Source organism: Klebsiella sp. JB_Kp031, assembly GCF_040064295.1.
In the GTDB taxonomy this organism is placed as follows: Bacteria; Pseudomonadota; Gammaproteobacteria; order Enterobacterales; family Enterobacteriaceae; genus Klebsiella; species Klebsiella quasipneumoniae.
On the sequence record NZ_JBEAJW010000002.1, the window covers coordinates 316,915 to 341,813 of the forward strand.

Consider the following 24,899-nt stretch of genomic DNA (forward strand, 5'->3'; position numbering starts at 1 on the left):
GAGTAAACCATGAGCACGCAATATGGATTCTTTATCGACTCCGCTCGCTGTACCGGGTGCAAAACCTGCGAGCTGGCCTGTAAGGACTATAAAAACCTGACCCCGGAAGTCAGTTTCCGTCGCATCTACGAGTATGCCGGCGGCGACTGGCAGCAGGACAACGGCGTCTGGCAGCAGAACGTTTTTGCCTATTACCTCTCCATCGCCTGTAACCACTGCGCCGATCCGGCCTGCACCAAAGTCTGCCCGAGCGGGGCGATGCACAAGCGCGAAGACGGTTTTGTGGTGGTGGATGAAGAGGTGTGCATCGGCTGCCGCTACTGTCATATGGCCTGTCCGTACGGCGCGCCGCAGTACAACGCCGACAAAGGCCATATGACCAAGTGCGACGGCTGTCATGAGCGCGTCGCCGAGGGGAAAAAGCCGGTCTGCGTCGAGTCCTGCCCGCTGCGGGCGCTCGATTTCGGGCCGATTGCTGAACTGCGTGCTAAGCACGGCCAACTGGCGGCGGTAGCCCCGCTGCCCTCGGCGCACTTCACTCAGCCGAGCATCGCGATCAACCCTAACCGCAACGCCCGGCCGTGTGGCGATACCACCGGTTATCTGGCAAACCCGAAGGAGGTGTGAGATGGGAAGCGGATGGCATGAATGGCCGCTGGTGCTGTTTACGGTACTGGGGCAATGCGTGGTGGGCGCGACACTCATCAGCGGTCTGGTCTGGCTCGAGCTGGCGGACCAGCGCGAAGCGCGGCAGCGTCTGGTGCGCAGCATGTTTTTTATCTGGCTGCTGATGGGGATCGGCTTTCTCGCTTCAGTTATGCATCTCGGTTCGCCACTGCGCGCGTTTAACTCGCTGAACCGCGTCGGCGCCTCGGCGCTGAGCAACGAAATCGCCAGCGGCGCCTTGTTTTTCGCTGTGGGCGGATTCTGGTGGCTGCTGGCAGTGCTGGAAAAAATGCCGGCGGCGCTGGGCAAAATCTGGCTGGTGATCACCCTGCTGTTGGGGCTGCTGTTTGTCCTCGCGATGACCCGGGTTTATCAAATCGATACTGTACCGACATGGTACACTGGCTACACCACCAGCGCCTTCTTCCTGACGATACTTCTTAGCGGGCCGCTGTTCGCCGCCCTGCTGTTGCAAATGGCGAAAGTCGACGTTAACGGCTGGTTTATTGCTGGGTTGAGCGTGGCCGCGCTGGTCATCAGCGCCGCGGTGATCGTCATGCAAAGCGCCGGGCTCAGTACTATTCACAGCTCCGTTCAGCAGGCGGCCAGCCTGTTGCCGAATTACGGCAGACTGCAGGCCTTACGCCTGATCCTGCTGGCGCTGGGACTCGGCTGCTGGCTGTGCCCGCTGATCCGTCGCCAGCCGCCGCGCGCGGCGGGGCTACTGGCTGGTCTGCTGCTGGTCTTGATTGCTGAATGTATTGGCCGCGGCCTGTTTTATGGGCTACATATGACCGTCGGTATGGCGGTTGCCGGTTAATGAGACGGCGCGCCGGCGCGCGCCGCAGAAAGGAATAAGTGATGATGCCGTTCCCACACCGCGACGCCGTCGCGTTAAGCGCCCGTACCCTGGGCGCGTTGTTCTCTTATGCGCCGAATAACGCGCAAATCGCGCCGCTGGTCGCCGCCTTCCAGGACGGCAGCTGGCAGCAACAGTGGCCCTACCCGGTTGCCGCCCCGCTGGCATCGGGGTTTGCCGCGTCGGTTGAAGAGTCGTTGCCGGAAGCCTGGCAGCGCCTGTTTATCGGACCATGGGCCCTGCCGGCGCCGCCATGGGGATCCGTCTGGCTGGATAAAGAATCGGTGCTGTTCGGCGAATCCACGCTGGCCCTGCGCGAATGGATGCGCGCGAACGGCATCGCACTGGACGCCGATCGCAACGAGCCGGAAGACCATTTCGGCACCCTGCTGCTGCTGGCGGCGTGGCTGTGCGAAACGGATCAGGAGGCGTTGTTTGGCCAGCTGCTGGCCTGGCATCTGCTGCCGTGGTCCGGACGCTTCCTGAGCGTCTTTGTCGAACGCGCTGCCCACCCCTTCTACCAGGCGCTGGGTCAGCTGGCGCAGGCGACCCTGGCGCAGTGGCAGGAGAATCTGCCGATCGCCGTGGCGGAAAAGCCGCTCTATCGCTAATCCCTTTACCGCGCCGGTAGTCGGCGCGGTTTCCTTATTTGCACGCCTGACCGTGACCCGCACTTATCGCTTTTGCATATAAGGTTATTCCCTATCACAATAAGGCCATGTTTTCCGAATCTCGCCATGACCGATGCACCGTCTTCATCCCTATCCTGACGTGCAGGTGATGTTTCGTCGCCTGCTGATCGCCACGCTGATTGGCCTGCTCGCCGCCCTGGCGGTGGCCCTGTTTCGCCATGCCATGGTGGTGCTGGAAACGCTGTTTCTCGGTAACGACAGCGGGAGCCTGGTCAACGCCGCGCAGTCGCTGCCGGCGTGGCGGCGACTGATTACCCCGGCGCTGGGGGGACTGGCGGCAGGGACACTTCTCTGGCTCTGGCAGCGGCGCAGCATTGCCCGCCCGCGCGCCGCCACCGATTATATGGAAGCCCTGGAAACCGGGGACGGTTGCTTCGATACGCCGGCAAGCCTGGTGAAGTCGCTGGCCTCGCTGCTGGTGGTGGTCACCGGCAGCGCGATTGGCCGGGAAGGCGCCATGATCCTGCTGGCCGCGCTGGCGGCCTCGCTGTTCGCCCGCCGCTTCACGCCGCAGGCAGAATGGAAGCTGTGGGTCGCCTGCGGCGCCGCCGCCGGGATGGCCAGCGCCTATCATGCCCCGCTGGCCGGCAGCCTGTTTATCGCTGAAATTCTCTTTGGCACGCTGATGCTGGCCTCGCTTGGGCCGGTTGTCATCTCGGCGGTGATCGCCCTGCTGCTCACCCAGTTTCTCAACGGCGGCGCCGCGCCGCTGTACCATGTCGTCCTGCAGCAGGACCTTAGCGCGCTGCACTATGGCCTGATGCTCGCCACCGGACTGCTGGCCGGGCTGTGCGGGCCGCTGTTTATCTGGCTGATGGCATACAGCCACCGCGGGTTCGTCAGGCTGAAGCTGGCGCCGCCGTGGCAGCTGGCGCTGGGCGGGCTGATAGTCGGCGGCTTATCGCTCATCACTCCGGCGGTGTGGGGCAACGGCTACAGCGTGGTGCAAAGCTATCTCCTGCTGCCGCCGCCCGGCGCGCTGCTGGTGGCGGTATTCCTGTGCAAACTGCTGGCGGTGCTGGCCAGCAGTGGCTCCGGCGCGCCGGGCGGGGTGTTTACCCCCACGCTGTTTGTCGGTCTGGCGATGGGCATGCTGTTTGCCCGCTTCAGCGGGCTGTGGCTACCGGGGGATCAGGAGATGGCTTTGATGATGGGACTGACCGGCATGGCGGCGTTTCTTGCCGCCACCACCCATGCGCCCATTATGTCGACCCTGATGATTTGTGAGATGACCGGGCAGTATACGCTGCTGCCCGGCCTGTTGATCACCTGCGTGGTGGCGTCGGTGCTGTCGCGGACGTTACGCCGGGATTCGATCTATCGCCATCACGTTGCCGAGCATGTCTAAGTCGACGTAGCGGCTTAGCTCACGCTGCTCGGCGCGCGGCAGATACGGCAGCTCGCCAATGAGCGGCGCCGGCAGCTTTTTGCTGAGCACATCGATGATTTCGGCGTAGTGCGCCAGACCGGGGTTAATGCGGTTGGCCACCCAGCCGATCAGCGGTAGCCCGTCATTGGCGATCGCCTGGGCCGTCAGCAGCGCATGGTTGATGCACCCTTCCTGGATCCCCACCACCATCAGCACCGGGAGCTGCTCCTGTACCACCCATTCGGAGAGCGGTCGCAGGTCGTTCATCAGGCTGCGCCAGCCGCCGGTGCCTTCAACCACCACATGTTCAACCTGCCCGGTCAGCCGCTGCAAACCATCCGACAGCAGACCGTAGTTGATCGGGCAGCTGTGCGCCACGCTGCTTTCGTCTTCGCTTAAGGCGATGGGATTGACAGCCTCATAGGGTAACGCCAGCGTGGAGACGCTCTGCAGCACCAGCGCGTCTTTGTTACGCAAACCGTCCGGCGTCTCTTTGCTGCCCTTCGCCACAGGCTTGTACCCGGCCACGCTTTTGCCTCTGGCAGCAAGTGCCTGCAACAGCGCACGGGAAACCACTGTCTTCCCGACAGAGGTGTCTGTACCTGTAATAAAGAAACGCTTAAACATCACTAACCCCACAGTTTTGTCGATGAAATATACGGGAGAGAAATAATCAACAGTGGGCAAAGTCTACGTGAAGCCGCTGGGGGTCAGCTTGAGATAGCGCAATTTTTGGTGTGACTATGAAAAAATGTTAACCCTGTAACAGTCGTATGAGTAAGGATCCGTTATAGAGCGCATCCTTGACCAACGCCGCGCCAGCCATCGTTCCGCGGTTGGAGAACTGGGTGCTTTCAACCGCGATATGCTGGCTGTAGGCCGGGAGTGATTGTTGCCGAATGCAGCTGGAAATTGCCGGAAAAAGAATGTCTGCCGCCAGGTTAAACGGCGAGCCAATCAGGATTTTCTGCGGGTTAAACAGATTGACCATGATCGCCAGAATGCGGCCGACGTGATTACCGACGCCGCTGATAATGTCCCGGGCCAGCAGATCGCCCTGCAGCGCCGCCTGACATAGCCACTCCACGCTCAGCGGACGCTGATGCAGTAGCGAGCTCATCGACTGCGCCATCCGCATCTGCGCCAGCTCCAGCACGCTCTCCACGCTGGCGATCGTTTCCAGACAGCCATGGTTGCCGCAGTAGCAGCGTTTGCCGTAGGGGTCGACCTGGGTATGACCGATCTCCACGAGACTGCTGCTGCCGGCGTGCAGCAGACGTCCATCGGTGATAACCCCGGCGCCAACGTTGTGATCGATCACTACCTGAATGACATCCCGGGCGCCGCGCGAGGCGCCAAACAGCGATTCCGCCATGGTCCAGGCGCTGATGTCATGCTGAATATAGACCGGCACCCCGGTATGGTTGGCCAGCGTTTCGCCCAACGGGACGTCTTTGACTTCTTCATAAAACGGCATGCGATGAATAATGCCGTTTTCAGTATCAATGATACCCGGCATCGTGATGGCGATGGAGGTGAGACGTTCCAGCTTCTTCTGGTGGCGAATAAAGAAGCGATCGATATGGTCGATAATCCGCGTCAGAAACGGCGTGCTGTCGGCAAGCGCCAGCTCCAGCTGCTCCTCCACCACCAGCTGGCTGCTTAAATCACGCAGCGAAAGGTGGATCTCGCCGCGGCTGATGCGCACCGCCAGATAGTGCCATGCCTCGGTTTCCACCATCAGCCCCACCGCCGGCCGCCCGCGGCTGCCGGGCTCCTGAATTTCGGTCTCCTGCACCAGGTGCGCTTCCAGCATTTCGCGGACAATTTTGGTGATGCTGGCGGGCGCCAGTTGCGCAAATCGGGAGAGGTCGATACGCGATACCGGGCCGAGCTGATCAATCAGGCGATAGACGGCGCCCGCATTGGTCTGCTTGATTTGATCGATATGGCCTGGTTGACTATCCGCTACCACCATTGACTCCCTTTATTTTCGCGCTTCGAAATAAACTTTCGGCTATGGTGAAGCACTTCGATGGTGAACGTCAAATTTTTGCTTAGCCTTGTGATTTACCGCACATTTCCAGCCCATTTTTGCTTCAATTGCGCTCGCTTTTCCAGGCCAGCAGCGTGTCACGAAAGCGTTTTGCCAGCGCTCCCTGCTCATGGTGTTTCGACCACACCAGCCACATCTCTGACACCGCATCCTGTTCGTCGATCGGCAGCCAGCGCATTTCGCTGAGCTGCACGCGCTGAAAGGAGGCCGGCAGGATCGACACCCCCAGCCCGGCGGCCACCAGGCCAATAATGGTCATCGCCTCCCCCACCTCCTGGGCAATCACCGGCGTATGGCCGTAGCGGCGCAGCAGGCCAAGGATATCGTCATACAGGCCGGTACCGACATGCGGGTCGAAAAAGACGAACGGCTCCCGCGCCAGCGCCGCCAGGCTGACCGAGGGCAGGCGGGCCAGCGGATGGTCCGCCGGGACCATCGCCAGCAGCGGCTCACGCAGGACCCGCTGCCACGCCAGGGTGTCCGGCAGTTGAGTATTACGCAACAGGCCAAGGTCGAGGGCCCCCTCGCTCAGCGGGACAATCTGTTCGCGGGTATTGGTCTCGCGGGTGAGAATATGCACATCCGGGTAGCGCTGACGAAACAGCGACAGCGTATCGGATACCGCCTTGATGAAAGGGGCCGAGGAGGTAAAGCCGATACGCAGTTCGCCCGTTTCCCCATGGTGCAGGCGGGCGGCGCGGGCGGCGGCGTCCTCCACCTGGGCGAGAATTTGTCGGCTGTCGGCGAGAAACTGTTTGCCCGCCGCCGTCAGGCTGACGCTGCGGTTGGTGCGGGCGAACAGGCGGGCGCCGGTCTGCTGCTCGAGGATCTGAATTTGCTGGCTTAACGGCGGTTGAGAGATGTTCAGTCGCGCCGCGGCGCGGCCAAAATGCAGCTCTTCGGCGACGGCGACAAAGTAGCGCAGATGACGCAACTCGATATTCATATTTAAAACGTCTTATTTGAGATTATTAATATATTAGACAGAATATTTACATTTTCATACCCTAAAAATGTGAGCTGAATGGTCACAACACTCTGTTGGTAAGCAGCAACTTCTATCCAAGGAATTCTCTGTGAGTCGTACAACAACCGTTGACACCGTGCCGGCGGACGAGGTCAGCGTCGCTGGTGCATCCCGCCCGGATCAATTTATTAAGCGCGGCACCCCGCAGTTTATGCGCGTCACTCTCGCGCTGTTCTCCGCCGGTCTGGCCACCTTTGCCCTGCTCTATTGCGTGCAGCCGATCCTGCCGGTGCTGTCGAACGAGTTCGGCGTATCGCCGGCCAGCAGCAGTATCTCTCTCTCCATTTCCACGGCGATGCTGGCGGTGGGCCTGCTGTTTACCGGCCCACTATCGGACGCCATTGGCCGCAAGCCGGTGATGGTCACCGCCTTGCTGCTGGCCGCCTGCTGCTCGCTGTTGTCGACCATGATGACCAGCTGGCACGGCATCCTGATTATGCGCGCCCTGATCGGCCTGTCGTTGAGCGGCGTGGCGGCGGTCGGCATGACCTACCTGAGCGAGGAGATCCACCCCAGCTTCGTGGCCTTCTCCATGGGACTCTATATCAGCGGCAACTCCATCGGCGGCATGAGCGGCCGCTTGCTCACCGGGGTCTTTACCGATTTCTTCGGCTGGCGCGTGGCGCTGGCGGTGATCAGCGGCTTCGCTCTGGCAGCGGCGATTATGTTCTGGCGTATCCTGCCCGAGTCGCGCCATTTCCGCCCGACCTCGCTGCGGCCAAAAACGCTGCTGATTAATTTCCGCCTGCACTGGCGCGATCGCGGCCTGCCGCTGCTGTTCGTCGAAGGTTTCCTGCTGATGGGGGCCTTTGTCACTCTGTTTAACTACATTGGCTACCGTCTGATGATGTCGCCGTGGTCGTTAAGCCAGGCGGTGGTGGGTCTGCTGTCGGTGGCGTATCTCACCGGAACCTGGAGCTCGCCGAAAGCGGGCGCCATGACCGTACGCTATGGCCGCGGTCCGGTGATGCTCGGCTTTACCGGCGTGATGCTTTGCGGACTGCTGATGACGCTCTTTTCTTCCTTGTGGCTGATTTTCATCGGCATGCTGCTGTTCTCCGCCGGCTTCTTCGCCGCGCATTCCGTCGCCAGCAGCTGGATTGGCCCACGCGCGCGCCGCGCCCGCGGTCAGGCGTCATCGCTATATCTGTTCAGCTATTATCTTGGCTCAAGCCTGGCGGGGACGTTAGGCGGGGTGTTCTGGCACCGCTACGGCTGGAACGGCGTCGGCGGATTTATCGCGCTGCTGCTCCTTGCCGCGCTGTTGACCGGCACTTGCTTGTATCGCCGACTAAAATAATCGCCCGTGACGTGGCCTGCGGGCCACGTTTCACCACATGCCCATGATAGATGACAAGCCCATCAGCTCTCTGACGGCATCAACGGACAGTAAGGCAATAAACAGCCAGGTGAACGGATTCATAAACCACCCCCGAACCTCCAGACCTGTGTAATCGATCACAGTTTAGTCACGATACGTTACCGATTTCTGCAATACCGCTCACAGAGCCACGCTTTTTTTCCTGCTATCACCCGGCTGATGCTATACCACGCCTCCTGCGCGCAACGCTCGACCCGCCAGGCGTATCAGGATAGTGTAGAGGCATACCGATAATCTGTTCATTCACCTGTCACGGACCGAACGCTACTATGACTGAAAATACGCCTTATCAGCAGCTTACCCGCACGTTTCAGCGCCTGTCGCGCTTTTCGCATCTCTCCGCCATCGCCGGCTGGGATATGTTCGCCATGATGCCTCCGGGCGGTAGCGCCGCCCGCGGCGAAGCGCTGGCGGAACTCGGCGTGCTACAGCATCAGATCCTGACCGATAAAAAAGTGGGCCAATGGCTGCAGGCGGCCCGCCAGCAGGATCTCAACGACCTCGAACAGGCCAACCTGCGGGAAATGCAGCGTCAGTACGATCAGGCGGCGCTGCTGCCGGAAAGCCTGGTGGAGGCCAAATCACTGGCCGGTAGCCGTTGCGAACATGCCTGGCGCAGCCAGCGGCCGGCTAACGACTGGGCTGGCTTTGCCGAAAATTTGCGCGAGGTGGTCAGGCTGAGCCGCGAGGAAGCGCAGATCCGCGCCGACGCCCGGGGCGGCTCACGCTATGACGCGCTGCTTGATATTTTCGAGCCGGATATGACCAGCGCCCGGCTGGACAGCCTGTTTGCCGACCTCAAGTCCTGGCTACCTTCCCTGCTGCGGCAAGCGGTCGACAAGCAGGCGACGCGAACCTTGATCGCCCCGCAGGGGCCGTTCCCGATCCCTGAGCAGCGCGAGCTGGGTCTGCAGGCGATGCGCATCCTCGGCTTTGACTTTGACGGCGGGCGTCTGGACATCAGCGCCCACCCGTTCTGCGGCGGCGTCCCTCAGGATGTGCGCATCACCACCCGCTACAACGAAAACGACCTGCTAAGCGCCCTGTTCGGCGTGATCCACGAGACCGGCCACGCCCGCTATGAGCAGAACCTGCCCCGCCCGTGGATCGACCAGCCGGTAGGACTGGCCCGCTCTACCGCCATTCACGAGTCGCAAAGCCTGTTCTTTGAAATGCAGCTGGGACGCAGCGAGCGCTTCCTCCACCGCCTGTTGCCGGCGGTGCGCGAACGCTTTGGCGATCGGCCGGCCTTTAGCGAGGAGAATTTTGTCGCCTGGAACCAGCGGGTGAAACCAGGCTTTATTCGCGTTGATGCCGATGAGGTCAGCTACCCGGCGCATGTGATCCTGCGTTATGAAATTGAACGCGCGCTGATCGACGGCGAGATCGAGGTGGAAGATATTCCGTCGCTGTGGGATGAGAAAATGCAGCACTGGCTGGGACTGTCGACCACCGGCAACTACCGGGACGGCTGTATGCAGGATATTCACTGGACCGACGGCGGCTTCGGCTACTTCCCTTCCTATACGCTGGGGGCGATGTACGCCGCGCAGCTGATGGCCGCCGCCCGCCGCGCGCTGCCGACGTTAGACCGCGATATCGCGGAAGGGGATTTCAGCGCCCTGTTTGACTGGCTGCGGCAGAATATCTGGCAGCATGGCAGCCGCTTCACCACCTCGCAGCTGATCCAGCAGGCCACCGGAGAGGATCTTAACAGCCGCTACTTCCGCGACCACCTTACCGCCCGCTATCTGTAATCGTCCGCGCCGGGCTGCCCGGCGCGTCCTTCGCTCCCCGCCTTGTACATTCGGTTACACGCCGATACCAAACACTCACGGAAAGCCCGAAAAGACAAGCATATAGTAATTTCACCGGCCCCGCAGTGGGGTTGAAATTAAGAAAACTTTTCGAGGATATCAGAATGAAAAAAGTATTAGCTCTGGTCGTTGCCGCTGCTATGGGTCTCTCTTCCGCCGCTTTCGCTGCTGACGCAGTAAGCACCACTCAGGCACCTGCTGCTACCCACAGCGCTGCTGCCAAGACCACCCATCATAAAAAACACCATAAAGCCGCAGCAAAACCAGCTGCAGAGCAGAAAGCTCAGGCTGCCAAAAAACACAAGAAAGCTGAAGCGAAACCAGCCGCTGCCCAGAAAGCCCAGGCCGCTAAAAAACACAAAAAAGCAGAAGCTAAACCAGCCGCTCCGCAGAAAGCCCAGGCCGCTAAAAAGCACCACAAAGCTGCCGCTAAACCGGTAGCCCAGAAAGCCCAGGCAGCGAAAAAACACCACAAAACCACCAAACACCAGGCCGCTAAACCTGCTGCACAGCCGGCAGCATAATTCCTCCCGGTGAACCAACCTTCTTAAATAATCGGCGCTGTTTCAGCGCCGTTTTTTCTGGAGAGCACTATGCTGCGGCGCTATCGTTTTGAGCTCATCCTGATCCTGTTAATCATTTGCGCAGTGGTTGCGACCCGCTTTTTCCTCTATTAATTGTTTCGCCCCTTCTCCCGTTTTGCCGCCTGGCCCAGACTTCCCGGAAGGTGAATGTCGCGCAAATATTATTGCCTGCCTCTTACCACTCTCTGTACCCTGCCGCTGCCAGCGGCGCAAATAATGCCCGGCGCCCGAAGACGCCAGACACGTTAGCAAGAAACCATCGCGCGCCTGGCCCCCACGCGGCGGCCAGACTCATCACAAAGCACGTACCGCTTCCATCACCAGATAGCCGGTTGCGCCCCAGATGGCCACGGAGACCAGGGAAACATAGACCAGTGCGCGAATACCTTTTTTAGACATATACCCTCCGAACGCCGGGGAAATAGAATTCAGGCTATCATCGCCGGTATTACCTCTCTATTTACTCAACGGCGGGGTGACGGTAACAATGTTTTCGGTGAGAAAATGTTTCGCATTGAAAATTATTACGTGAGGCGTAAAGAAGTGCGAATTCTGGTGAAGTTCTGGCGGGTAAACGTATTATTTTTGCGCATTCCGCTGACAAACCAGGAATAACCTTAAAGAAGTGTTGCTGCATTATTCGCCAATTTCAGTACGTTCTGATACACGAATGTTCTTGCGCCAGACCGCGCTTTCTGCGGAAATAGCAGCAGAAGGTTACTGGTATTAACCGATTGAAATCAGACGGTTTTACCCGCGCCAGGGCCCACCGCGCGCAGATGAGACATGCCGTTTGGCCTGATAAGAATTATTGTTTACTTTCATAAACTTAAATCTCCTGCTACTGTCAATAGACATCATAGCCTCCCCAGAGAGTGATATGCGTAGAAACGTTCTGTTATTACTGTGTTCATTTTATCTGTTACCTCTGGGCGCACATGCCGATGATAACGGACTGAGCGCCAAAGATATTAAGACGTTGTTTTTCGGTCACGATGACCGTAAAGCGGTGAGCCGTCCGGAGGAGAGCCCGTGGGACGCGATTGGCCAGCTGGAGACCGCCAGCGGCAATCTGTGCACGGCGACGCTCATCTCCCCCAACCTGGCGCTGACCGCGGGCCACTGCCTGTTAACACCCCCGCGCGGCAAGCCGGATAAAGCGGTCGCTCTGCGCTTTATTTCCCGCAAGGGGAACTGGGTGTATGAGATCCACGGCATTGACGGACGAGTGGATCCCGGCTTAGGCAAGCGCCTGAAAGCCGACGGCGACGGCTGGATCGTTCCCTCCGCCGCGGCGCCCTCGGATTTTGGCCTGATCGTGCTGCGCTATGCTCCCTCAGGCATCACGCCGATCCCGCTCTTCCCCGGCAGTAAGGCCGATTTAACCGCGGCGCTGAAGGCGGCGGACCGGAAAGTGACCCAGTCAGGTTATCCTGAAGATCATCTGGATAATCTTTATAGCCACCAGGACTGCATCGTCACCGGCTGGGCGCAAAACAGCGTTCTGTCGCACCAGTGTGACACCCTGCCCGGCGACAGCGGCTCGCCGCTGCTGCTGAAAACCGCAGACGGCTGGCAAGTGATCGCCGTGCAAAGTTCGGCTCCCGGCCCGCAGGATCGCTGGCGAGCGGACAACCGCGCCATCGCGGTGACCGGCTTTCGCGATAAGCTGGAGGCGCTGGCCGGAGAGTAATTACCCCTGCTGCTGGCGCCGCTGCAACAGGTCGGCGATCGGCATCGGTTTACTGAAGTAAAAGCCCTGTAGCCGGTCGCAACCGGCCCGCCGCAGCAGCGCCAGCTGTTGCGGATCTTCAACCCCCTCAGCCACGACCGTCATCCCCAGCGCGCGGGCGATGCGCACCGTGCCGCGCACCATCTCCGCCGCCTGCGCATCACAGTCCACCCGCCCGGCGAGGGATTTGTCAATCTTCAGGCTGTCAAAACGAAAGCGGCGTAAATAGCCGATGCTCGAATAACCGGTGCCAAAATCGTCCAGCGCCACGGCGATGCCCTGGGCCTTCAGATTCTCCACCACCGCCTGCGAACGTTCCGGATTTTCCAGCACATAACTCTCCGTCACCTCCACTTGCAGGCGTGACGGCGGAAAGCGGCAGGCAGCGACCGTCTCCATCACCCGGCTTTCAAAAGCCGGATCGCGAAATTGCGCCGGGGAGATATTCACCGACAGCAGCAGATCGCTCACCGGCTGCAGATCGCTGCAGGCACGTTGCAGAACGAACTGGCCGAGGGTGTCAATCAGGCCGCTGCTCTCGGCAATGGCGATAAATGCATCCGGCGCCAGCGCACCCTGCGGGCGACGCGGCCAGCGCAGCAGCGCTTCAACGCCGGTCATCGTCAGGGTATCGGCATCGACTACCGGCTGATACCAGACCTCAAATTCATCCTGCTCCAGCCCCTGACGGATGCCATTCTCGATCATCAGCTGATGACGTCGCACGGCATCCAGCGCATCGTCATACCAGGCCGTCTGCCCCTTGCCGCTCTTCTTGGCGTGGTACATGGCGATATCCGCCCGGCGAAACAGTTCGGTACTGGAGCATTCCGCCGGGGTTCCGCTGGCGATGCCGATGCTGGCGCCGATATAAATTTTGCGTTTGCTCAGTGCCACCGGCGCTTTCAGCAGCTCCAGCGCCGCCCAGGCGAACGCCGCCGCCCGGTCGATCGCTTGTTCGCCGCTCACCGCCATGGCGAATTCATCCCCGCCCATTCTTGCCAGCATGGCCTCCGCCGGCACCCGTTTTTGCAGCGCGCTGGCGATATGGCGGATCAGGGCGTCGCCCACATCGTGGCCATAGTTATCATTCACATCTTTAAATCCGTCCAGATCGATAAACACCACGCACTGCATGTCGTGCTTACTCGTGTCGCACACCTGGCTTAACCGCAGCAGCAGCGCTCGTCGGTTGGGCAGCCGGCTGAGCCAGTCAATCAGGGCGATCTCCCGCGCCTGACGTTCGCCGCGGGCCAGCTTATACATGCCGAGGCTGCTGAACAGAATAAACAGCAGGATCAGGCTGGCGGCCACCCCGGCGATCAGCCGCATACTGCCTGATGAGGCCAGGGCCGCTTCGGCGCCGGGCAGACGCGGCTGCCACGCCAGATAGCCCAGCACCTCGCCTCCCTGCGTGCGCAGCGGAATACGGTGTTCCCCGGGGCCGTCGCTGAGATGGAGATGACTTATCTGGAAGGTGTCGCCTAAACGCTGCAGCAGCTGAGGACTGATGTGCCGGGTAATGACCAGATAGCGCCGGGTATCGTCAGCCACCTGCAGCCGGCCGGTCGTCGGCCGGATCAGGCCGATGCCGACGAAAGCGATCCCTGCCTCGGTGCGCGTGATGCCAGCGAAGGCGTTTTTGCCCTCGCGCAGAGCCTTTGCATGATAACGGATCAGACTGGTCAGCCCGGCGCCGAGAAATGAAAGGTCTGTCCGGGGCATCACCTGACTCTGAAAGGCGCCCCACAGAATGTGATAATGTTCATCAAGGACAAAGGTGCCGTCGTACAGGTTATTGATTTTGAAGCCCGATCCCCAGGTGTCGTACAGCCATTTTTGATCCAGTCTGGGGGCGTAAGTCTGGGTCACCGCATCGTCCCAGATGGCATTGTCCAGCACCAGGGACAGCACCCGGTTGACCGATGTCTGCACCGCCCCTTCCACCGACAGGACCGAACGCTGCTGGTCAATTTCATTGGATTTGCTGGCAATGAGGTGTTGCGACAGGTAAAGCAGGGAGATCACCGACGCGGTGAGGCCGAGCCCGGCGAGAAAAATCATTATTGACAACGTCCTGGCGGAAGGAATTTTCCGCCAGCCGAAAGCTGTGAACATGCGCAGTCCTCATCGTCACCGGGCACAATAACTGCGGGGCCGGTCTTGAGGTAAGCATACTACAGCGGACCCGTTTTGCCGCCTGGCTTTGCAGGCGGCGCGACGTCAGGCGAGTTTAATTAACACCATGCCGGCAACCAACAGGATGACTCCCGCCCAGCCTTTGTTATTCAGGCGCTGGCCAAACAGCACCCAGCCAGCGGCAATGGTCGCCGCGATACCGAAGCCGCCCCACAGCGCATAGGCAACCGACAGATCGATGCCTTTTACCGCCTGCGAGAGGGCGCTGAATGCGCCCAGCACCGCCGCCAGCGACAGAATGCCATAGACCTTGCGGCGGAAACCGTCGGAAAACTTCAAAAAGACGTTGGCAATAATCTCCAGAACAATGGCGATAGCCAACCAGGCGGCGTGGATCCACTCAAACTGCTGCATGAGCCACCTCCTGCTTCGACGACGCTTTTTTCTGGGTGCCGGACTTAATCAGGACGATCCCCACCACCAGTGTGGTCAGACCGGCTATTTTCAGCAGCGATAAGCTTTCATCAAATAACAGAACGCTGAACAGGGTGATCAGCAAAATGCCAATCCCTTCCCATAACGCGTAAGCCACGCCGAGGGCAATTTTTTTAACTGCAAAGGCGAGAAAAATATATGACAGAGCTATCATGGCCAGCATTAAAATATAGCCGGTATGCCCACCGCTGATGCTTGCCCATTTCATCGACAACGTGCCGGTAATTTCAGCAACAATAGCTAAAGCTAATAAAATCCAATAAAACATGATCCCTTCTCCTGCTTGAGAATATAATCCATTACCGTTTACGAGACGCGTAAACCGGAAAATTTCTGACGTAGATTTCGCTGTGCGCTTGGCGCCAGCTCAGGCAGAAAGAAGGTGACTATAGCGCCGAATGCCAGTGCTGTTCGCCGGCAAAACGGGAAAAAGTGAGGGATACTGCGGGGTGATTTAAAATATACATCCTGAACTGATTGTCCATAAAATTACAATTATCCGCGGTGTTGCTTCTCGTCCGGTGCGGATGGAAATTGTCCTCAGTAGTTAAACACAGGTAGATTTGTAGCATAGTGCTACATTTAATTCAAAGACTTTGCAATTCTTTACGCCGCGGTTTTGCAGCAATGCGTTTTTTCTGAAAAAAAACGTCATTATGCTAATGTAACGCAACCTGTTAACAGGCAAGGAAGATTGAGGACGGGATCCTATGGCTAAACCTATTATTACACTTAACGGACTAAAGATGGTCATCATGCTGGGCATGCTGGTGATCATCCTGACCGGCATTCGCTTTGCGGCAGACATTATTGTCCCGTTTATTCTCGCGCTTTTTCTGGCGGTGATCCTTAATCCGCTGGTGCAGCTGCTGGTCCGCTGCCGGGTGCCGCGCGTGCTGGCGATCTCACTGCTGATAGGCCTTATCGTGATGTTAGCCGTTGTGCTGCTGGCCTCGCTGGGGACCTCGCTTAACGAGCTGGCGCGCACCCTGCCGCAGTACCGCAACTATCTCTACGAACCGATGCAAACCATCGCCCCCTGGCTGCAGCGCCTGGGTTTTACCGTCTCGGTGGTGGAGCTTAACAAATACATCGACCCCAACGCCGTGATGACCCTGGTCACCAGTCTGCTCACTCAGCTGTCGAACGCCATGTCCTCGATTTTTCTGCTGCTGCTGACGGTGGTGTTTATGCTGCTGGAGGTGCCGCAGCTCCCCGCTAAACTCCAGCAGCTGATGTCCCGCCCGGTAGAAGGCATGGGGGCTATCCAGCGCGCTATCGACAGCGTGTCGCATTATCTGGTGCTGAAGACCGCGATTAGCCTGGTCACCGGGCTGGTGGTCTGGGGAATGCTGGTTCTGCTGGACGTGCGCTTCGCCTTTATGTGGGGGCTACTGGCCTTCGCGCTGAACTATATTCCCAATATCGGTTCCGTACTGGCGGCCATCCCGCCGATCCTGCAAGTGCTGGTGTTCGGCGGCCTGTACGAGGCGCTGGTGGTGCTGGCCGGCTATCTGATCGTTAACCTGGTGTTCGGCAATATTCTCGAACCGCGGATCATGGGGCGCGGCCTGGGGCTCTCCACCCTGGTGGTGTTCCTGTCATTGATCTTCTGGGGCTGGCTGCTGGGTCCGGTCGGTATGCTCCTGTCGGTGCCGTTGACGATTATCGTCAAAATTGCCCTTGAGCAGACCAGCGGCGGGCAGAGCATCGCCTTCTTACTAAGTGATGTGAGCAAACAGTAACCCTTCCCCGGGCCGGTGGCTGACCGGCCCTCCTCTCCTTGTCAGCTGCAGTAGACCACTACGCCTTTTGTATTATTGATCCTCATCACAAAGGGCCACTCACCATTGTTACTCTCAGGCTAACGATTGGCCGCCGTGCTTAATTGATGCTCCGCGCCCCGCGTCGCACACTACCCTCCACCAGGACAAACAAAACGATTTGTCGAATCAGGAGGTTAATAATGAATGCCGAACAAACGACGGGGCGGGTCTGGAACCGTCGCCGGACGGAAAAGCAACGGCGGCTGGCCAAGGCCAACATCCCGGGCAAAGTCATCCCCACTGACCAGCTGGTCAGCGTACTGGAAAACCTGCTCGCCCCCGGCGACCGGGTGGTGCTGGAAGGCAACAACCAGAAGCAAGCCGATTTTCTCTCCCGCATGCTGGCGGAAGTCAATCCGCAGAAAATCCACGATCTGCATATGATCATGCCCAGCGTCGGGCGCAGCGAGCACCTTGACCTGTTTGAAAAAGGCATCGCCCGTAAGCTCGATTTCTCCTTCTCCGGTACCCAAAGCCTGCGCATTTCGCAGCTGCTGGAAGATGGGCTGCTGGAAATCGGCGCCATTCATACCTATATCGAACTCTACTCCCGCCTGTACGTGGATCTGTCGCCTAACGTCGCGCTGATCGCCGGCTACAAAGCCGACCGCAAAGGTAACCTCTATACCGGGCCGAGTACCGAAGATACCCCGGCGCTGGTGGAGGCCGCCGCCTTCCACGACGGCATTGTTATCGCTCAGGTCAACGAACTGGTGGACGACGAGTGCGATCTGCCCCGCGTCGATATTCCCGGCTCGTGGATTGATTACGTGGTGGTCGCCGACAAGCCGTTCTTTATTGAACCACTGTTCACCCGCGACCCGCGCCTGATTAAGCAAGAACACATTCTGATGGCGATGATGGCGATCAAGGGCATCTACGCAGAGCATCAGGTGCAGTCCCTCAACCACGGGATCGGCTTCAACACCGCCGCTATCGAACTGCTGCTACCGACCTACGGCGAACAGCTCGGCCTGAAAGGCAAAATCTGTAAACACTGGACCCTGAACCCGCATCCGACCCTGATCCCGGCGATCGAGAGCGGCTGGGTGGAGAGCGTGCACTGCTTCGGCGGCGAGCTGGGGATGGAAGAGTACATCCGCGCCCGCCCGGATATCTTCTTTACCGGCCCGGACGGCTCCATGCGTTCCAACCGCGCCTTCTGCCAGCTGGCGGGTCAGTACGCGGTGGATATGTTTATCGGTTCGACCCTGCAGGTGGATGGACTGGCTAACTCCTCGACCGTCACACGCGGCCGCCTTTCCGGCTTCGGCGGCGCGCCGAACATGGGCCACGATCCGCACGGCCGCCGCCACGCTACCCCTGCCTGGCTCAATATGATCACCGAGCCGGACCCAATGCAGCGCGGTAAAAAACTGGTGGTGCAGATGGTCGAAACCTTCCAGGCCGGCGTGAAACCGACCTTCGTTGAGACCCTCGACGCGGTCGACGTCGCTAAAACCTCCGGCATGCCGCTGGCGCCAGTGATGATTTACGGCGATGACGTCACCCACGTGCTGACCGAAGAGGGTATCGCCTATCTGTATCGTGCGGAAAGCCTGGAAGAGCGCCGGGCGATGGTCGCCGCAGTGGCCGGGATCACCGACATTGGCCTCGGGGTGGACGCAAAACGCGTGGCTGCCCTGCGTCAGAGCGGCAAAGTGGTCTACCCGGAAGATCTGGGTATTCGCCGCAGCGAGGCAACCCGTTCACTGCTGGCCGCCGGCAGCGTCGCCGACCTGGTGGAATGGTCCGACGGACTGTACAACCCACCGGCAAAATTCCGGAGCTGGTAATGAAAATTCTCTCTCCCCTGCACGCCGAAAGTCTTGTCAGCTGGCTGGCGGACACCGCCAGCGCCTGCCTGATTGACGAAGCCCGTCTGAGCCCGAAACCGGGTCTGGTCGACAGCCGCGGCAGTGGCGCGCATCAGGACCTCACGCTGGCGCTGATGGAACGCTCCGCCCGCAGCCTGCAGCCGACCTTCCACGCGCTGGCCCAGCAAAGCTGGCGCCGCCCGGCGGATATCGCGCTGCGCGAAACCGTCGGCCGCCTCGGTCGCGAAGGCGAAGCGCAGATGATGCAGGCCACCGGCGGGGTCAATACCCACCGCGGCGCCATCTGGGCGCTGGGGCTGCTGGTCAGCGCGGTGGCGATGTTGGGTGGAGAGGGTCAATCACAGACGATCGCCGACACCGCCGCCGCCCTCGCCCGCCTGCCCGACAGCCTGGCGCCGAAAAGCTTCAGTAAAGGGCTGCGCGCCAGCCGCCGCTGGCAGGTGCCTGGCGCGCGCGAAGAGGCGCAGCGCGGTTTCCCGCATATCACCGCCCTGGCGCTGCCGCAGTTACAGCAAAGCCGCGCCCGGGGCGCCAGCGAGCCGCAGGCGCGACTTGACGCGCTGATGGCCATCATGACCTCGCTGAGCGATACCTGCGTGCTGTCGCGCGCCGGCATGAGCGGCCTGCAGACCATGCAGCAGGGCGCCCGCGAGGTGCTGGCGGCCGGCGGTTGCGCCAGCGCCCCCGCCCCCGCCGCCCTGGCGCGGCTTGACGCGCAGATGCTGGCGCACAACGCCTCGCCGGGCGGCGCCGCCGATCTCCTTGCCGCCACCCTGTTTCTCGACCGGGTTGCCGGCTAACGCATTCAGAGGATGTTATGGAACAGATTACATTGTCATTTCCTGCCAGCCGCGCCCTCAGCGGCAGAGCGTTGGCAGGGGTTGTAGGTTCAGGCGATATGGAGGTGCTCTATACCGCCGCCGGGAGCGATACGCTCCGCGTGCAAATTACCACCTCGGTGGATAACAGCCAGGCGCGCTGGCAGGCGCTGTTCGACAGGCTGAACCTGATCAACGGCCTGCCCGCCGGGCAGTTGGTTATTCACGACTTCGGCGCCACGCCGGGCGTCGCCCGTATTCGTATTGAACAAGTCTTTGAGGAGGCCGCTCATGCGTAACGATCGCAGCTTTATCGAACTGCGCGCTCGCGAACGCGCACACGCCCTGCTGGACGACGGCAGTTACCGCGAACTGCTGGATCCGTTTGACGGCATTATGTCGCCGTGGCTCGGCGCGCAGGGCATCGTCCCGCAGTCCGACGACGGTATGGTGGTCGCCAAAGGCACGATCAACGGCCAGCCGGCGGTGGTGATTGCCATCGAAGGCACCTTCCAGGGCGGCAGTATGGGCGAAGTCTCCGGCGCCAAAATGGCCGCCGCGCTGGAGCTGGCGGCGGAAGATAACCGCAACGGTATCCCGACCCAGGCGGTGCTGTGCCTCGAAACCGGCGGCGTCCGGCTACAGGAGGCCAACCTCGGTCTGGCCTCCATCGCCGATATTCACGCCGCAATTGTCGACCTGCGCCGCTACACCCCGGTGGTCGGCATTATTACCGGTACCGTCGGCTGCTTCGGCGGTATGTCCATCGCCGCGGCGCTGTGCAGCTACCTTATCGTCACCCGTGAAGCCCGTCTCGGCCTCAACGGCCCACAGGTTATCGAGCAGGAAGCCGGCATTGAAGAGTACGACTCACGCAACCGGCCGTTTATCTGGAGCATGACCGGCGGCGAAATTCGCGCCGCCAGCGGCCTGGTCGACGCGCTGGTTAACGATGGCGTCAACGCGGTCAAAACCGCGATGAACGAGGCGATCGCCAAAGGCGTACCGGCGCAGCACCGCAGCGACAATTATGACGATTACCTGCGCCGTTTAAGCCAGTTCGACACCCGCCAGCAGGCGGATACCGCGCAGATTAAACAGCTTTTTGCCCGGGAGGAGAAATAATGAGCCAGTTCCCAAACCGCGCCGCGCTGTGGCTGAACAAACTGGCGCCCGACGCGCCGCTGATGAGTGGTCTGTGCCCTTCGGTGCAGGTCGCAGATGGCCAGATTGATGGCGAAAGCGTCCGCTTTATCGCCGTGGTACCTGACGCTAACAACCACTACCCGCGCGCCGCCGGCGGCGAAGTCGGCCTGCTGGAAGGCTGGACGCTGGCGAAAGTGGTCAACGAAACCATCGCCGCTGACGCCGACCAGCCTGGTAAACGGCCGATCGTCGCCGTGATCGATGTGCCGAGCCAGGCCTATGGCCGTCGCGAGGAAGCTTTTGGTATTCACCAGGCGCTGGCCGGAGCGGCAGGCGCCTACGCCAAAGCCCGTCTGGCCGGCCACCCGGTGATTGGCCTGATTGTCGGCAAAGCGATGTCCGGGGCGTTTCTGGCCCACGGCTATCAGGCCAACCGCCTGATAGCCTTTAACGATAGCGGCGTGCTGGTTCACGCGATGGGGAAAGCATCGGCAGCGCGCATTACGCTGCGTACCGTAGAGGCGCTGGAGAAACTGGCGGCGACCATCCCGCCGATGGCCTACGACGTCAGCAACTACGCTACGCTCGGCCTGCTCTCCGCCCTGCTTGATATCAACCATCCGGATGCGCCAGACGAAGGCGATCTGTCACTGGTCAGCCGTACCCTGCGCGACGCCATCGCTGACGCGCGCCAGGATCCCTCGCTGAAGTGCCGCCTGGGTGCGGAAAACCGCCGCAGTTCGCAGCAGGTCCGCGACCTTATGCGCGCCAGCTGGTAAGACGTTCGTTCGTACGTAAGTAGTAGAAGAAAACCTGCCGGAAGCCGTCCCCCGGAGCGCGTAATAACCGCGCCGGGCAGGGACGGCTTTTAGAAAAAATAACAATCGCGCCAGTACTCTATTTTATTTACAGGTGATTTATGACTTATGTGATTATTCATGCTCTTGCGCCGATTTTCGTCATTATGCTGCTGGGCTTCTGGGCCGGTAAGGCCGGTATGGTAGATAACAAAAACGTCTCGCTGCTTAATATTTTTGTAATGGATTTTGCCTTACCCGCCACGCTGTTTAGCGCGACGGTACAAACGCCGTGGGCCGGTATCGTCGCCCAGTCGCCGCTGGTGCTGGTGCTGACCGGCGCGATGTGGATCACCTACGCCGGGATCTACTTCCTCGCCACCAGCGTGTTCAAACGCACCCCGCAGGATGCCGCGGTGCTGACCCTCACCGTCGCGCTGCCGAACTACGCCGCGCTGGGCCTGCCGATCCTTGGCAGCGTGCTCGGCGAAGGCGCATCGACCTCGCTGTCGGTGGCGGTCTCTATCGCCTGCGGTTCGGTCCTGATGACCCCCTTCTGCCTGCTGATTCTGGAGCGTGAAAAAGCCCGCGCCGCGGGGGAAAACAGCGGTTCTACGCTGGCGATGCTGCCGGTGCTGATGTGGCGTTCAGTGAAAAAACCGATCGTCTGGGGCCCGCTGCTTGGGGTGGTGCTTTCCGCGATCGGCATTAAAATGCCGGACCTGCTGCTGGCCTCCATCAAACCGCTGGGCCTGGCCGCTACCGCAGCAGCGCTGTTCCTCACCGGGGTAATCCTCTCGGCGCGTAAACTGCAGCTCAATGCGCTGATCGCCACCTCCACCCTCGTAAAACTGCTGGTACAGCCGTTTATCGCCTGGGGTCTGGTGATGCTGCTGGGTCTGCATGGCTCCATCGCGATTACCGCGATCCTGATGATTGCCCTGGCCGCCGGCTTCTTCGGCGTGGTGTTCGGCAACCGCTTCGGCGTGCAGTCCCCGGATGCTGAAGCCGTGCTGTTGTTAAGCTCGGTTCTGTGTATCCTGTCGTTACCGCTGTTTATCTCTTTGACTTCAGGACTGTAAACCATGTCATCAACGCCGCGTCCCCACGATTTAGTTTGGTTAAACCACGCCAGCGCCCTGGAAGATATTGCCGAGCCGTGGGTGGTTCAGCAGTGGCGAGCCGCGCTGCCGGTGGTGGTGAGGCGCGACGTTGACGGCCAGGCCCGCATCCCGGTTGGGGTGCGGGGCATGAAGCGCGAGCAGCGCGCCGCCGGCTGGGTACAGGCGCAGAATATCGTGCGCAGCGTCACCCCGGAGATGCTGGTGGAGCGCGAGCGCCTGCTGGGCTCTCCTTTTGTTTCGCAGCCGCCGGTGCAGGCGGCTATCGCCCTGACGCTGGACGACTGGCCCTGGCGCTGGGGCGTCACCGGCAGCACTGGCTACGCGCTGGCGACCGAAATCCCGGTACTCCATGCAGCAAGCGATTTGGATCTGCTGATCCGCGCGCCGCAGCCGCTGGCCCGCGAGGCGCTGCTGGAATGGCAGTCCCGGGTGGCCAAGCTCCCGTGCCGCGCCGATACCCAGGTCGAAACGCCGTACGGCGCCTTCGCCCTCAATGAGTGGCTACGCGATGGGCGGGCGCTGCTGAAAACGTCACACGGTGCGCGCTTAACTACTGCGCCGTGGCGCAGGGAGGAATGATGAAGATTTTGTTTACTTTTCCCGGACAGGGCGCCCAGCGTCCCAACATGCTGGCGGCTATCCCCGACCGCGAAGCGATCCTCAGCCAGGCGCGCGCCGTGCTGGGGGATGAAGTCGAGACTCTCGATAGCGCTGATGCGCTAAAACACACCCGTGCGGTCCAGCTCTGTCTGCTGATCGTCGGGGTAGCCTGGGCGCGCGAGCTACAGCGCCAGGGCGTTAATCCGCAGATGGTCAGCGGCCTCTCCATCGGCGCCTTTCCCGCAGCGGTCATTGCCGGCGCGCTCGATTTCGCCAGCGCGCTGCGGCTGGTAGCCCTGCGCGGCGATCTCATGGAACAGGCCTATCCTGAAGGTTACGGGCTGACGGCGATTATGGGCCTGACCCGCCCGCGGGTTGAGGCGCTGATGCAGGGCCACGAGGTCTATCTCGCCAACCTCAACGCCGAAACGCAGATTGTAATCGCCGGACGCGATGAAGCCATGGCCGAAGTGGCACAGCTGGCGCTGCAGGCGGGCGCCAGCAAGGCGCAGCGGCTGGCGGTCAGCGTGCCATCGCACTGTGCGCTGCTGGATAAACCCGCCGCAGCGCTGGCAAAAGCCTTTGCCAACCTGACCTTAACGCGCCCGCAGTGCGCCTATTTAAGCGGCTCGACAGCGCGCGTGCTGTGGGATCCGCAGCGGATCGCCGACGATCTGGCGATGAACATGGCGCGCACCGTCCACTGGCAGGAGGCGATGATCGCCGCCGATGAACGCGACGCGAGACTGGCAATCGAGATGCCGCCCGGCGGCGTGCTCACCTGCCTGACCCGCCAGGCGGGCTGGCGCGGGGAGACCCTTTCGCTGGAACGCAGCGGCGTGGACGTTGCCCGCCATCTGGCGCAGCGGCTTAACGAATAAGGCTCCGGGCGTACATCCTTCCTTCCGCCGCCAGCGCCAGCAGGTCGGCATCGCGCTCGCGATGGTGTGAATAGACAATCGAGATCAGCTGGCGCATCTGGTACGGCTCCGCCAGCTTTAACAGCTGTACATCTTTTTCATAGACTTTCTTCATTCGCCCCGGCAGCAGCGCAAACCCGACGCCCGCCTGCACCAGGCTAATCATCGAAAAGATGTCATTCACCCGGGTGACGATCTCCGGCTCGAAACCAGCGATATGGAATGCTTCCCGAAATCCGGCATAGGTGGCGAACCCCTCCGCCAGCGACACAAACTTGCGATCGGCGTAATCGCGCAGGTCGGCGAGTTGTGAGGCATCCAGCTGCTCCGTCGCCGGGGCGGCGAGAAAAATATCGTCCTCAAACAGCGGCACCACGTCGAAAGCGGTATTATTGAATTCCCCTTCATTGGTGGCGATCAGGATAGCGTCGAGAGCGTCGTCTTCCAGCATATCCAGCAGCATCTGGTTAGAGCCCATGGTCAGATCCAGCTCCAGCTCAGGGCGCCGCAGCTTCATGCCCATGATAATGCGCGGGACGGTTTCCAGGGTCAGGGAATAAAGAGTGCCGATGCGCAGCCGCCCCTGGCCGACGCCGGCGACTTTGCGCGTCGCCTCAAGCCCCCGGCTCATCAGACTCATCACATCCTGACAATATTCCAGCAGCGTCCATGCCGCCTGCAGCGGCAGTAAATTGCGCCCTTTGTGAACAAACAGCGGGCAGCCCACCCCCTCTTCCAGCGTATGCAGCGCGCGGTGGACGCTGACGCTGCTGAGCTTCATCGCTTCGGCGGTTCTGGCGATATTGCCTTTCGCCATAAACATCATAAAGACCGACAACTTGCGGAAGGTGATCTCCTGGTTGATATCGTCTTGCATAGCCCTTCCACACTCCTGATTTGCTTTTCTTTTTCAATTCAAATCAGTATATCGTTTATGACGGCAAAGTTGCAGGCAGAGCGCGGCGCAGGCGGGGAATGGACGCAAAAAAGGGAAGACCGTGGTCTTCCCTTTT

General features: G+C 60.5%; 26 protein-coding genes. 18 read left to right on the plus strand and 8 right to left on the minus strand.

All coding sequences use genetic code 11. From position 1 onward, the window contains the following. The first annotated feature begins 9 nt into the window (after nt 1-9). The 4 genes from ABLV64_RS03580 to clcB all read left to right on the plus strand — a co-directional run bounded on the left by ABLV64_RS03580 (nt 10) and on the right by clcB (nt 3,565). On the plus strand, nt 10-627 hold the full coding sequence (locus tag ABLV64_RS03580; protein WP_004206041.1) for a DMSO/selenate family reductase complex B subunit: 618 nt from the start codon (nt 10-12) through the stop codon (nt 625-627). A 1-nt stretch (nt 628) separates the two neighbouring features. Next, complete coding sequence (locus tag ABLV64_RS03585; RefSeq protein WP_048294820.1) at nt 629-1,486, plus strand: DmsC/YnfH family molybdoenzyme membrane anchor subunit; 858 nt, start codon at nt 629-631, stop codon at nt 1,484-1,486. A gap of 41 nt (nt 1,487-1,527) precedes the next feature. Next, nucleotides 1,528-2,136 carry a Tat proofreading chaperone DmsD gene (gene dmsD / locus ABLV64_RS03590; protein ID WP_348842957.1) on the plus strand — a complete coding sequence of 203 codons (609 nt, stop codon included), beginning with the start codon at nt 1,528-1,530 and terminating at the stop codon, nt 2,134-2,136. Between the two features lie 133 nt (nt 2,137-2,269). Continuing rightward, nucleotides 2,270-3,565, plus strand: coding sequence for a voltage-gated ClC-type chloride channel ClcB (gene clcB, locus ABLV64_RS03595; RefSeq protein WP_049003715.1), 1,296 nt, complete (start codon nt 2,270-2,272; stop codon nt 3,563-3,565). On the opposite strand, the gene bioD is transcribed toward clcB, so the two are convergent. The 3 genes from bioD to ABLV64_RS03610 all read right to left on the minus strand — a co-directional run bounded on the left by bioD (nt 3,518) and on the right by ABLV64_RS03610 (nt 6,588). Next, entirely contained in the window at nt 3,518-4,213 is a 696-nt protein-coding gene (bioD, locus tag ABLV64_RS03600; protein ID WP_004206045.1) for a dethiobiotin synthase, read from the minus strand. The genes clcB and bioD overlap by 48 nt on opposite strands. A gap of 127 nt (nt 4,214-4,340) precedes the next feature. After that, nucleotides 4,341-5,561: a sugar metabolism global transcriptional regulator Mlc gene (gene mlc / locus ABLV64_RS03605; RefSeq protein WP_004206046.1), complete on the minus strand. Its 1,221-nt coding sequence runs from the start codon at nt 5,559-5,561 to the stop codon at nt 4,341-4,343. A gap of 124 nt (nt 5,562-5,685) precedes the next feature. Then, on the minus strand, nt 5,686-6,588 hold the full coding sequence (locus ABLV64_RS03610) for a LysR family transcriptional regulator (protein ID WP_004206047.1): 903 nt from the start codon (nt 6,586-6,588) through the stop codon (nt 5,686-5,688). A gap of 130 nt (nt 6,589-6,718) precedes the next feature. On the opposite strand from ABLV64_RS03610, the gene ABLV64_RS03615 reads away from it, so the two are divergent. Then, nucleotides 6,719-7,969: an MFS transporter gene (locus tag ABLV64_RS03615; protein WP_004206049.1), complete on the plus strand. Its 1,251-nt coding sequence runs from the start codon at nt 6,719-6,721 to the stop codon at nt 7,967-7,969. Between the two features lie 30 nt (nt 7,970-7,999). Here ABLV64_RS03615 and ABLV64_RS03620 read toward each other — a convergent pair whose 3' ends face one another. Then, the gene (locus tag ABLV64_RS03620; RefSeq protein WP_004206050.1) at nt 8,000-8,092 is read right to left on the minus strand and encodes a hypothetical protein; all 93 of its coding nucleotides are present in this window, start codon (nt 8,090-8,092) and stop codon (nt 8,000-8,002) included. A gap of 227 nt (nt 8,093-8,319) precedes the next feature. On the opposite strand from ABLV64_RS03620, the gene ABLV64_RS03625 reads away from it, so the two are divergent. The 3 genes from ABLV64_RS03625 (at nt 8,320) to ABLV64_RS03635 (ending at nt 12,144) form a co-directional block, all read left to right on the plus strand. Next, on the plus strand, nt 8,320-9,807 hold the full coding sequence (locus tag ABLV64_RS03625) for a carboxypeptidase M32 (protein WP_023318168.1): 1,488 nt from the start codon (nt 8,320-8,322) through the stop codon (nt 9,805-9,807). Between the two features lie 164 nt (nt 9,808-9,971). Beyond that, nucleotides 9,972-10,391: an acid resistance repetitive basic protein Asr gene (gene asr / locus ABLV64_RS03630; protein WP_053810423.1), complete on the plus strand. Its 420-nt coding sequence runs from the start codon at nt 9,972-9,974 to the stop codon at nt 10,389-10,391. A gap of 940 nt (nt 10,392-11,331) precedes the next feature. After that, nucleotides 11,332-12,144, plus strand: coding sequence for a serine protease (locus tag ABLV64_RS03635; protein ID WP_004206054.1), 813 nt, complete (start codon nt 11,332-11,334; stop codon nt 12,142-12,144). On the opposite strand, the gene ABLV64_RS03640 is transcribed toward ABLV64_RS03635, so the two are convergent. Further along, on the minus strand, nt 12,145-14,247 hold the full coding sequence (locus ABLV64_RS03640) for a bifunctional diguanylate cyclase/phosphodiesterase (RefSeq protein ID WP_225855523.1): 2,103 nt from the start codon (nt 14,245-14,247) through the stop codon (nt 12,145-12,147). It abuts the gene before it with no gap. Here ABLV64_RS03640 and ABLV64_RS03645 point away from each other — a divergent pair. Beyond that, nucleotides 14,219-14,332: an ArsR family transcriptional regulator gene (locus ABLV64_RS03645; protein ID WP_224052065.1), complete on the plus strand. Its 114-nt coding sequence runs from the start codon at nt 14,219-14,221 to the stop codon at nt 14,330-14,332. The two genes, ABLV64_RS03640 and ABLV64_RS03645, sit on opposite strands and share 29 nt — an antisense overlap. 74 nt (nt 14,333-14,406) lie before the next feature. Here the strand turns inward: ABLV64_RS03645 and kpnF are convergent, their stop codons facing one another. Further along, nucleotides 14,407-14,736: a multidrug efflux SMR transporter subunit KpnF gene (gene kpnF, locus ABLV64_RS03650; protein WP_004206057.1), complete on the minus strand. Its 330-nt coding sequence runs from the start codon at nt 14,734-14,736 to the stop codon at nt 14,407-14,409. After that, the gene (gene kpnE, locus ABLV64_RS03655; RefSeq protein ID WP_004206058.1) at nt 14,723-15,085 is read right to left on the minus strand and encodes a multidrug efflux SMR transporter subunit KpnE; all 363 of its coding nucleotides are present in this window, start codon (nt 15,083-15,085) and stop codon (nt 14,723-14,725) included. Before kpnE ends, kpnF begins: the two co-directional genes overlap by 14 nt. Before the next feature lie 442 nt (nt 15,086-15,527). Between kpnE and ABLV64_RS03660 the strand changes: the two genes are divergently transcribed. From ABLV64_RS03660 to mdcH, 9 genes are all read left to right on the plus strand, one after another. Continuing rightward, nucleotides 15,528-16,562, plus strand: coding sequence for an AI-2E family transporter (locus ABLV64_RS03660; protein ID WP_004206059.1), 1,035 nt, complete (start codon nt 15,528-15,530; stop codon nt 16,560-16,562). A 221-nt stretch (nt 16,563-16,783) separates the two neighbouring features. Then, nucleotides 16,784-18,439, plus strand: a complete 1,656-nt coding sequence (gene mdcA, locus ABLV64_RS03665; RefSeq protein WP_348842958.1) for a malonate decarboxylase subunit alpha — start codon at nt 16,784-16,786, stop codon at nt 18,437-18,439. Next, nucleotides 18,439-19,281 (plus strand): triphosphoribosyl-dephospho-CoA synthase, encoded by an 843-nt coding sequence (locus tag ABLV64_RS03670; RefSeq protein ID WP_348851548.1) that lies wholly within the window; start codon nt 18,439-18,441, stop codon nt 19,279-19,281. Before mdcA ends, ABLV64_RS03670 begins: the two co-directional genes overlap by 1 nt. Nucleotides 19,282-19,298: 17 nt before the next feature. After that, on the plus strand, nt 19,299-19,598 hold the full coding sequence (mdcC, locus tag ABLV64_RS03675; protein ID WP_017900317.1) for a malonate decarboxylase acyl carrier protein: 300 nt from the start codon (nt 19,299-19,301) through the stop codon (nt 19,596-19,598). Then, nucleotides 19,591-20,424: a biotin-independent malonate decarboxylase subunit beta gene (locus ABLV64_RS03680; protein ID WP_348842959.1), complete on the plus strand. Its 834-nt coding sequence runs from the start codon at nt 19,591-19,593 to the stop codon at nt 20,422-20,424. The genes mdcC and ABLV64_RS03680 overlap by 8 nt, the downstream gene beginning before the upstream one ends. Beyond that, the gene (mdcE, locus tag ABLV64_RS03685) at nt 20,424-21,224 is read left to right on the plus strand and encodes a biotin-independent malonate decarboxylase subunit gamma (RefSeq protein ID WP_153668912.1); all 801 of its coding nucleotides are present in this window, start codon (nt 20,424-20,426) and stop codon (nt 21,222-21,224) included. Before ABLV64_RS03680 ends, mdcE begins: the two co-directional genes overlap by 1 nt. Nucleotides 21,225-21,364: 140 nt before the next feature. Further along, the gene (locus tag ABLV64_RS03690; RefSeq protein ID WP_057215020.1) at nt 21,365-22,324 is read left to right on the plus strand and encodes an AEC family transporter; all 960 of its coding nucleotides are present in this window, start codon (nt 21,365-21,367) and stop codon (nt 22,322-22,324) included. A gap of 3 nt (nt 22,325-22,327) precedes the next feature. Further along, the gene (locus ABLV64_RS03695) at nt 22,328-22,945 is read left to right on the plus strand and encodes a malonate decarboxylase holo-ACP synthase (protein ID WP_017900313.1); all 618 of its coding nucleotides are present in this window, start codon (nt 22,328-22,330) and stop codon (nt 22,943-22,945) included. Beyond that, nucleotides 22,945-23,847 carry a malonate decarboxylase subunit epsilon gene (mdcH, locus tag ABLV64_RS03700; RefSeq protein ID WP_064187270.1) on the plus strand — a complete coding sequence of 301 codons (903 nt, stop codon included), beginning with the start codon at nt 22,945-22,947 and terminating at the stop codon, nt 23,845-23,847. Before ABLV64_RS03695 ends, mdcH begins: the two co-directional genes overlap by 1 nt. Here the strand turns inward: mdcH and ABLV64_RS03705 are convergent. Then, a complete protein-coding gene (locus tag ABLV64_RS03705) occupies nt 23,837-24,763 on the minus strand; it encodes a LysR substrate-binding domain-containing protein (RefSeq protein WP_004206070.1) in 927 nt (308 codons plus the stop codon). The two genes, mdcH and ABLV64_RS03705, sit on opposite strands and share 11 nt — an antisense overlap. Between the last annotated feature and the right edge of the window lie 136 nt (nt 24,764-24,899).

What these genes read in the sequence shown, in the direction of transcription:
- ABLV64_RS03580 (WP_004206041.1), top strand. Translation starts at nt 10, where the DNA reads ATGAGCACGCAATATGGATTCTTTATCGACTCCGCTCGCTGTACCGGG.
- ABLV64_RS03585 (WP_048294820.1), top strand. Translation starts at nt 629, where the DNA reads ATGGGAAGCGGATGGCATGAATGGCCGCTGGTGCTGTTTACGGTACTG.
- dmsD (WP_348842957.1), top strand. Translation starts at nt 1,528, where the DNA reads ATGATGCCGTTCCCACACCGCGACGCCGTCGCGTTAAGCGCCCGTACC.
- clcB (WP_049003715.1), top strand. Translation starts at nt 2,270, where the DNA reads ATGCACCGTCTTCATCCCTATCCTGACGTGCAGGTGATGTTTCGTCGC.
- bioD (WP_004206045.1), bottom strand. Translation starts at nt 4,213, where the DNA reads ATGTTTAAGCGTTTCTTTATTACAGGTACAGACACCTCTGTCGGGAAG.
- ABLV64_RS03610 (WP_004206047.1), bottom strand. Translation starts at nt 6,588, where the DNA reads ATGAATATCGAGTTGCGTCATCTGCGCTACTTTGTCGCCGTCGCCGAA.
- ABLV64_RS03620 (WP_004206050.1), bottom strand. Translation starts at nt 8,092, where the DNA reads ATGAATCCGTTCACCTGGCTGTTTATTGCCTTACTGTCCGTTGATGCC.
- ABLV64_RS03625 (WP_023318168.1), top strand. Translation starts at nt 8,320, where the DNA reads ATGACTGAAAATACGCCTTATCAGCAGCTTACCCGCACGTTTCAGCGC.
- asr (WP_053810423.1), top strand. Translation starts at nt 9,972, where the DNA reads ATGAAAAAAGTATTAGCTCTGGTCGTTGCCGCTGCTATGGGTCTCTCT.
- ABLV64_RS03635 (WP_004206054.1), top strand. Translation starts at nt 11,332, where the DNA reads ATGCGTAGAAACGTTCTGTTATTACTGTGTTCATTTTATCTGTTACCT.
- ABLV64_RS03640 (WP_225855523.1), bottom strand. Translation starts at nt 14,247, where the DNA reads ATGATTTTTCTCGCCGGGCTCGGCCTCACCGCGTCGGTGATCTCCCTG.
- kpnF (WP_004206057.1), bottom strand. Translation starts at nt 14,736, where the DNA reads ATGCAGCAGTTTGAGTGGATCCACGCCGCCTGGTTGGCTATCGCCATT.
- kpnE (WP_004206058.1), bottom strand. Translation starts at nt 15,085, where the DNA reads ATGTTTTATTGGATTTTATTAGCTTTAGCTATTGTTGCTGAAATTACC.
- ABLV64_RS03660 (WP_004206059.1), top strand. Translation starts at nt 15,528, where the DNA reads ATGGCTAAACCTATTATTACACTTAACGGACTAAAGATGGTCATCATG.
- mdcA (WP_348842958.1), top strand. Translation starts at nt 16,784, where the DNA reads ATGAATGCCGAACAAACGACGGGGCGGGTCTGGAACCGTCGCCGGACG.
- ABLV64_RS03670 (WP_348851548.1), top strand. Translation starts at nt 18,439, where the DNA reads ATGAAAATTCTCTCTCCCCTGCACGCCGAAAGTCTTGTCAGCTGGCTG.
- mdcC (WP_017900317.1), top strand. Translation starts at nt 19,299, where the DNA reads ATGGAACAGATTACATTGTCATTTCCTGCCAGCCGCGCCCTCAGCGGC.
- ABLV64_RS03680 (WP_348842959.1), top strand. Translation starts at nt 19,591, where the DNA reads ATGCGTAACGATCGCAGCTTTATCGAACTGCGCGCTCGCGAACGCGCA.
- mdcE (WP_153668912.1), top strand. Translation starts at nt 20,424, where the DNA reads ATGAGCCAGTTCCCAAACCGCGCCGCGCTGTGGCTGAACAAACTGGCG.
- ABLV64_RS03690 (WP_057215020.1), top strand. Translation starts at nt 21,365, where the DNA reads ATGACTTATGTGATTATTCATGCTCTTGCGCCGATTTTCGTCATTATG.
- ABLV64_RS03695 (WP_017900313.1), top strand. Translation starts at nt 22,328, where the DNA reads ATGTCATCAACGCCGCGTCCCCACGATTTAGTTTGGTTAAACCACGCC.
- mdcH (WP_064187270.1), top strand. Translation starts at nt 22,945, where the DNA reads ATGAAGATTTTGTTTACTTTTCCCGGACAGGGCGCCCAGCGTCCCAAC.
- ABLV64_RS03705 (WP_004206070.1), bottom strand. Translation starts at nt 24,763, where the DNA reads ATGCAAGACGATATCAACCAGGAGATCACCTTCCGCAAGTTGTCGGTC.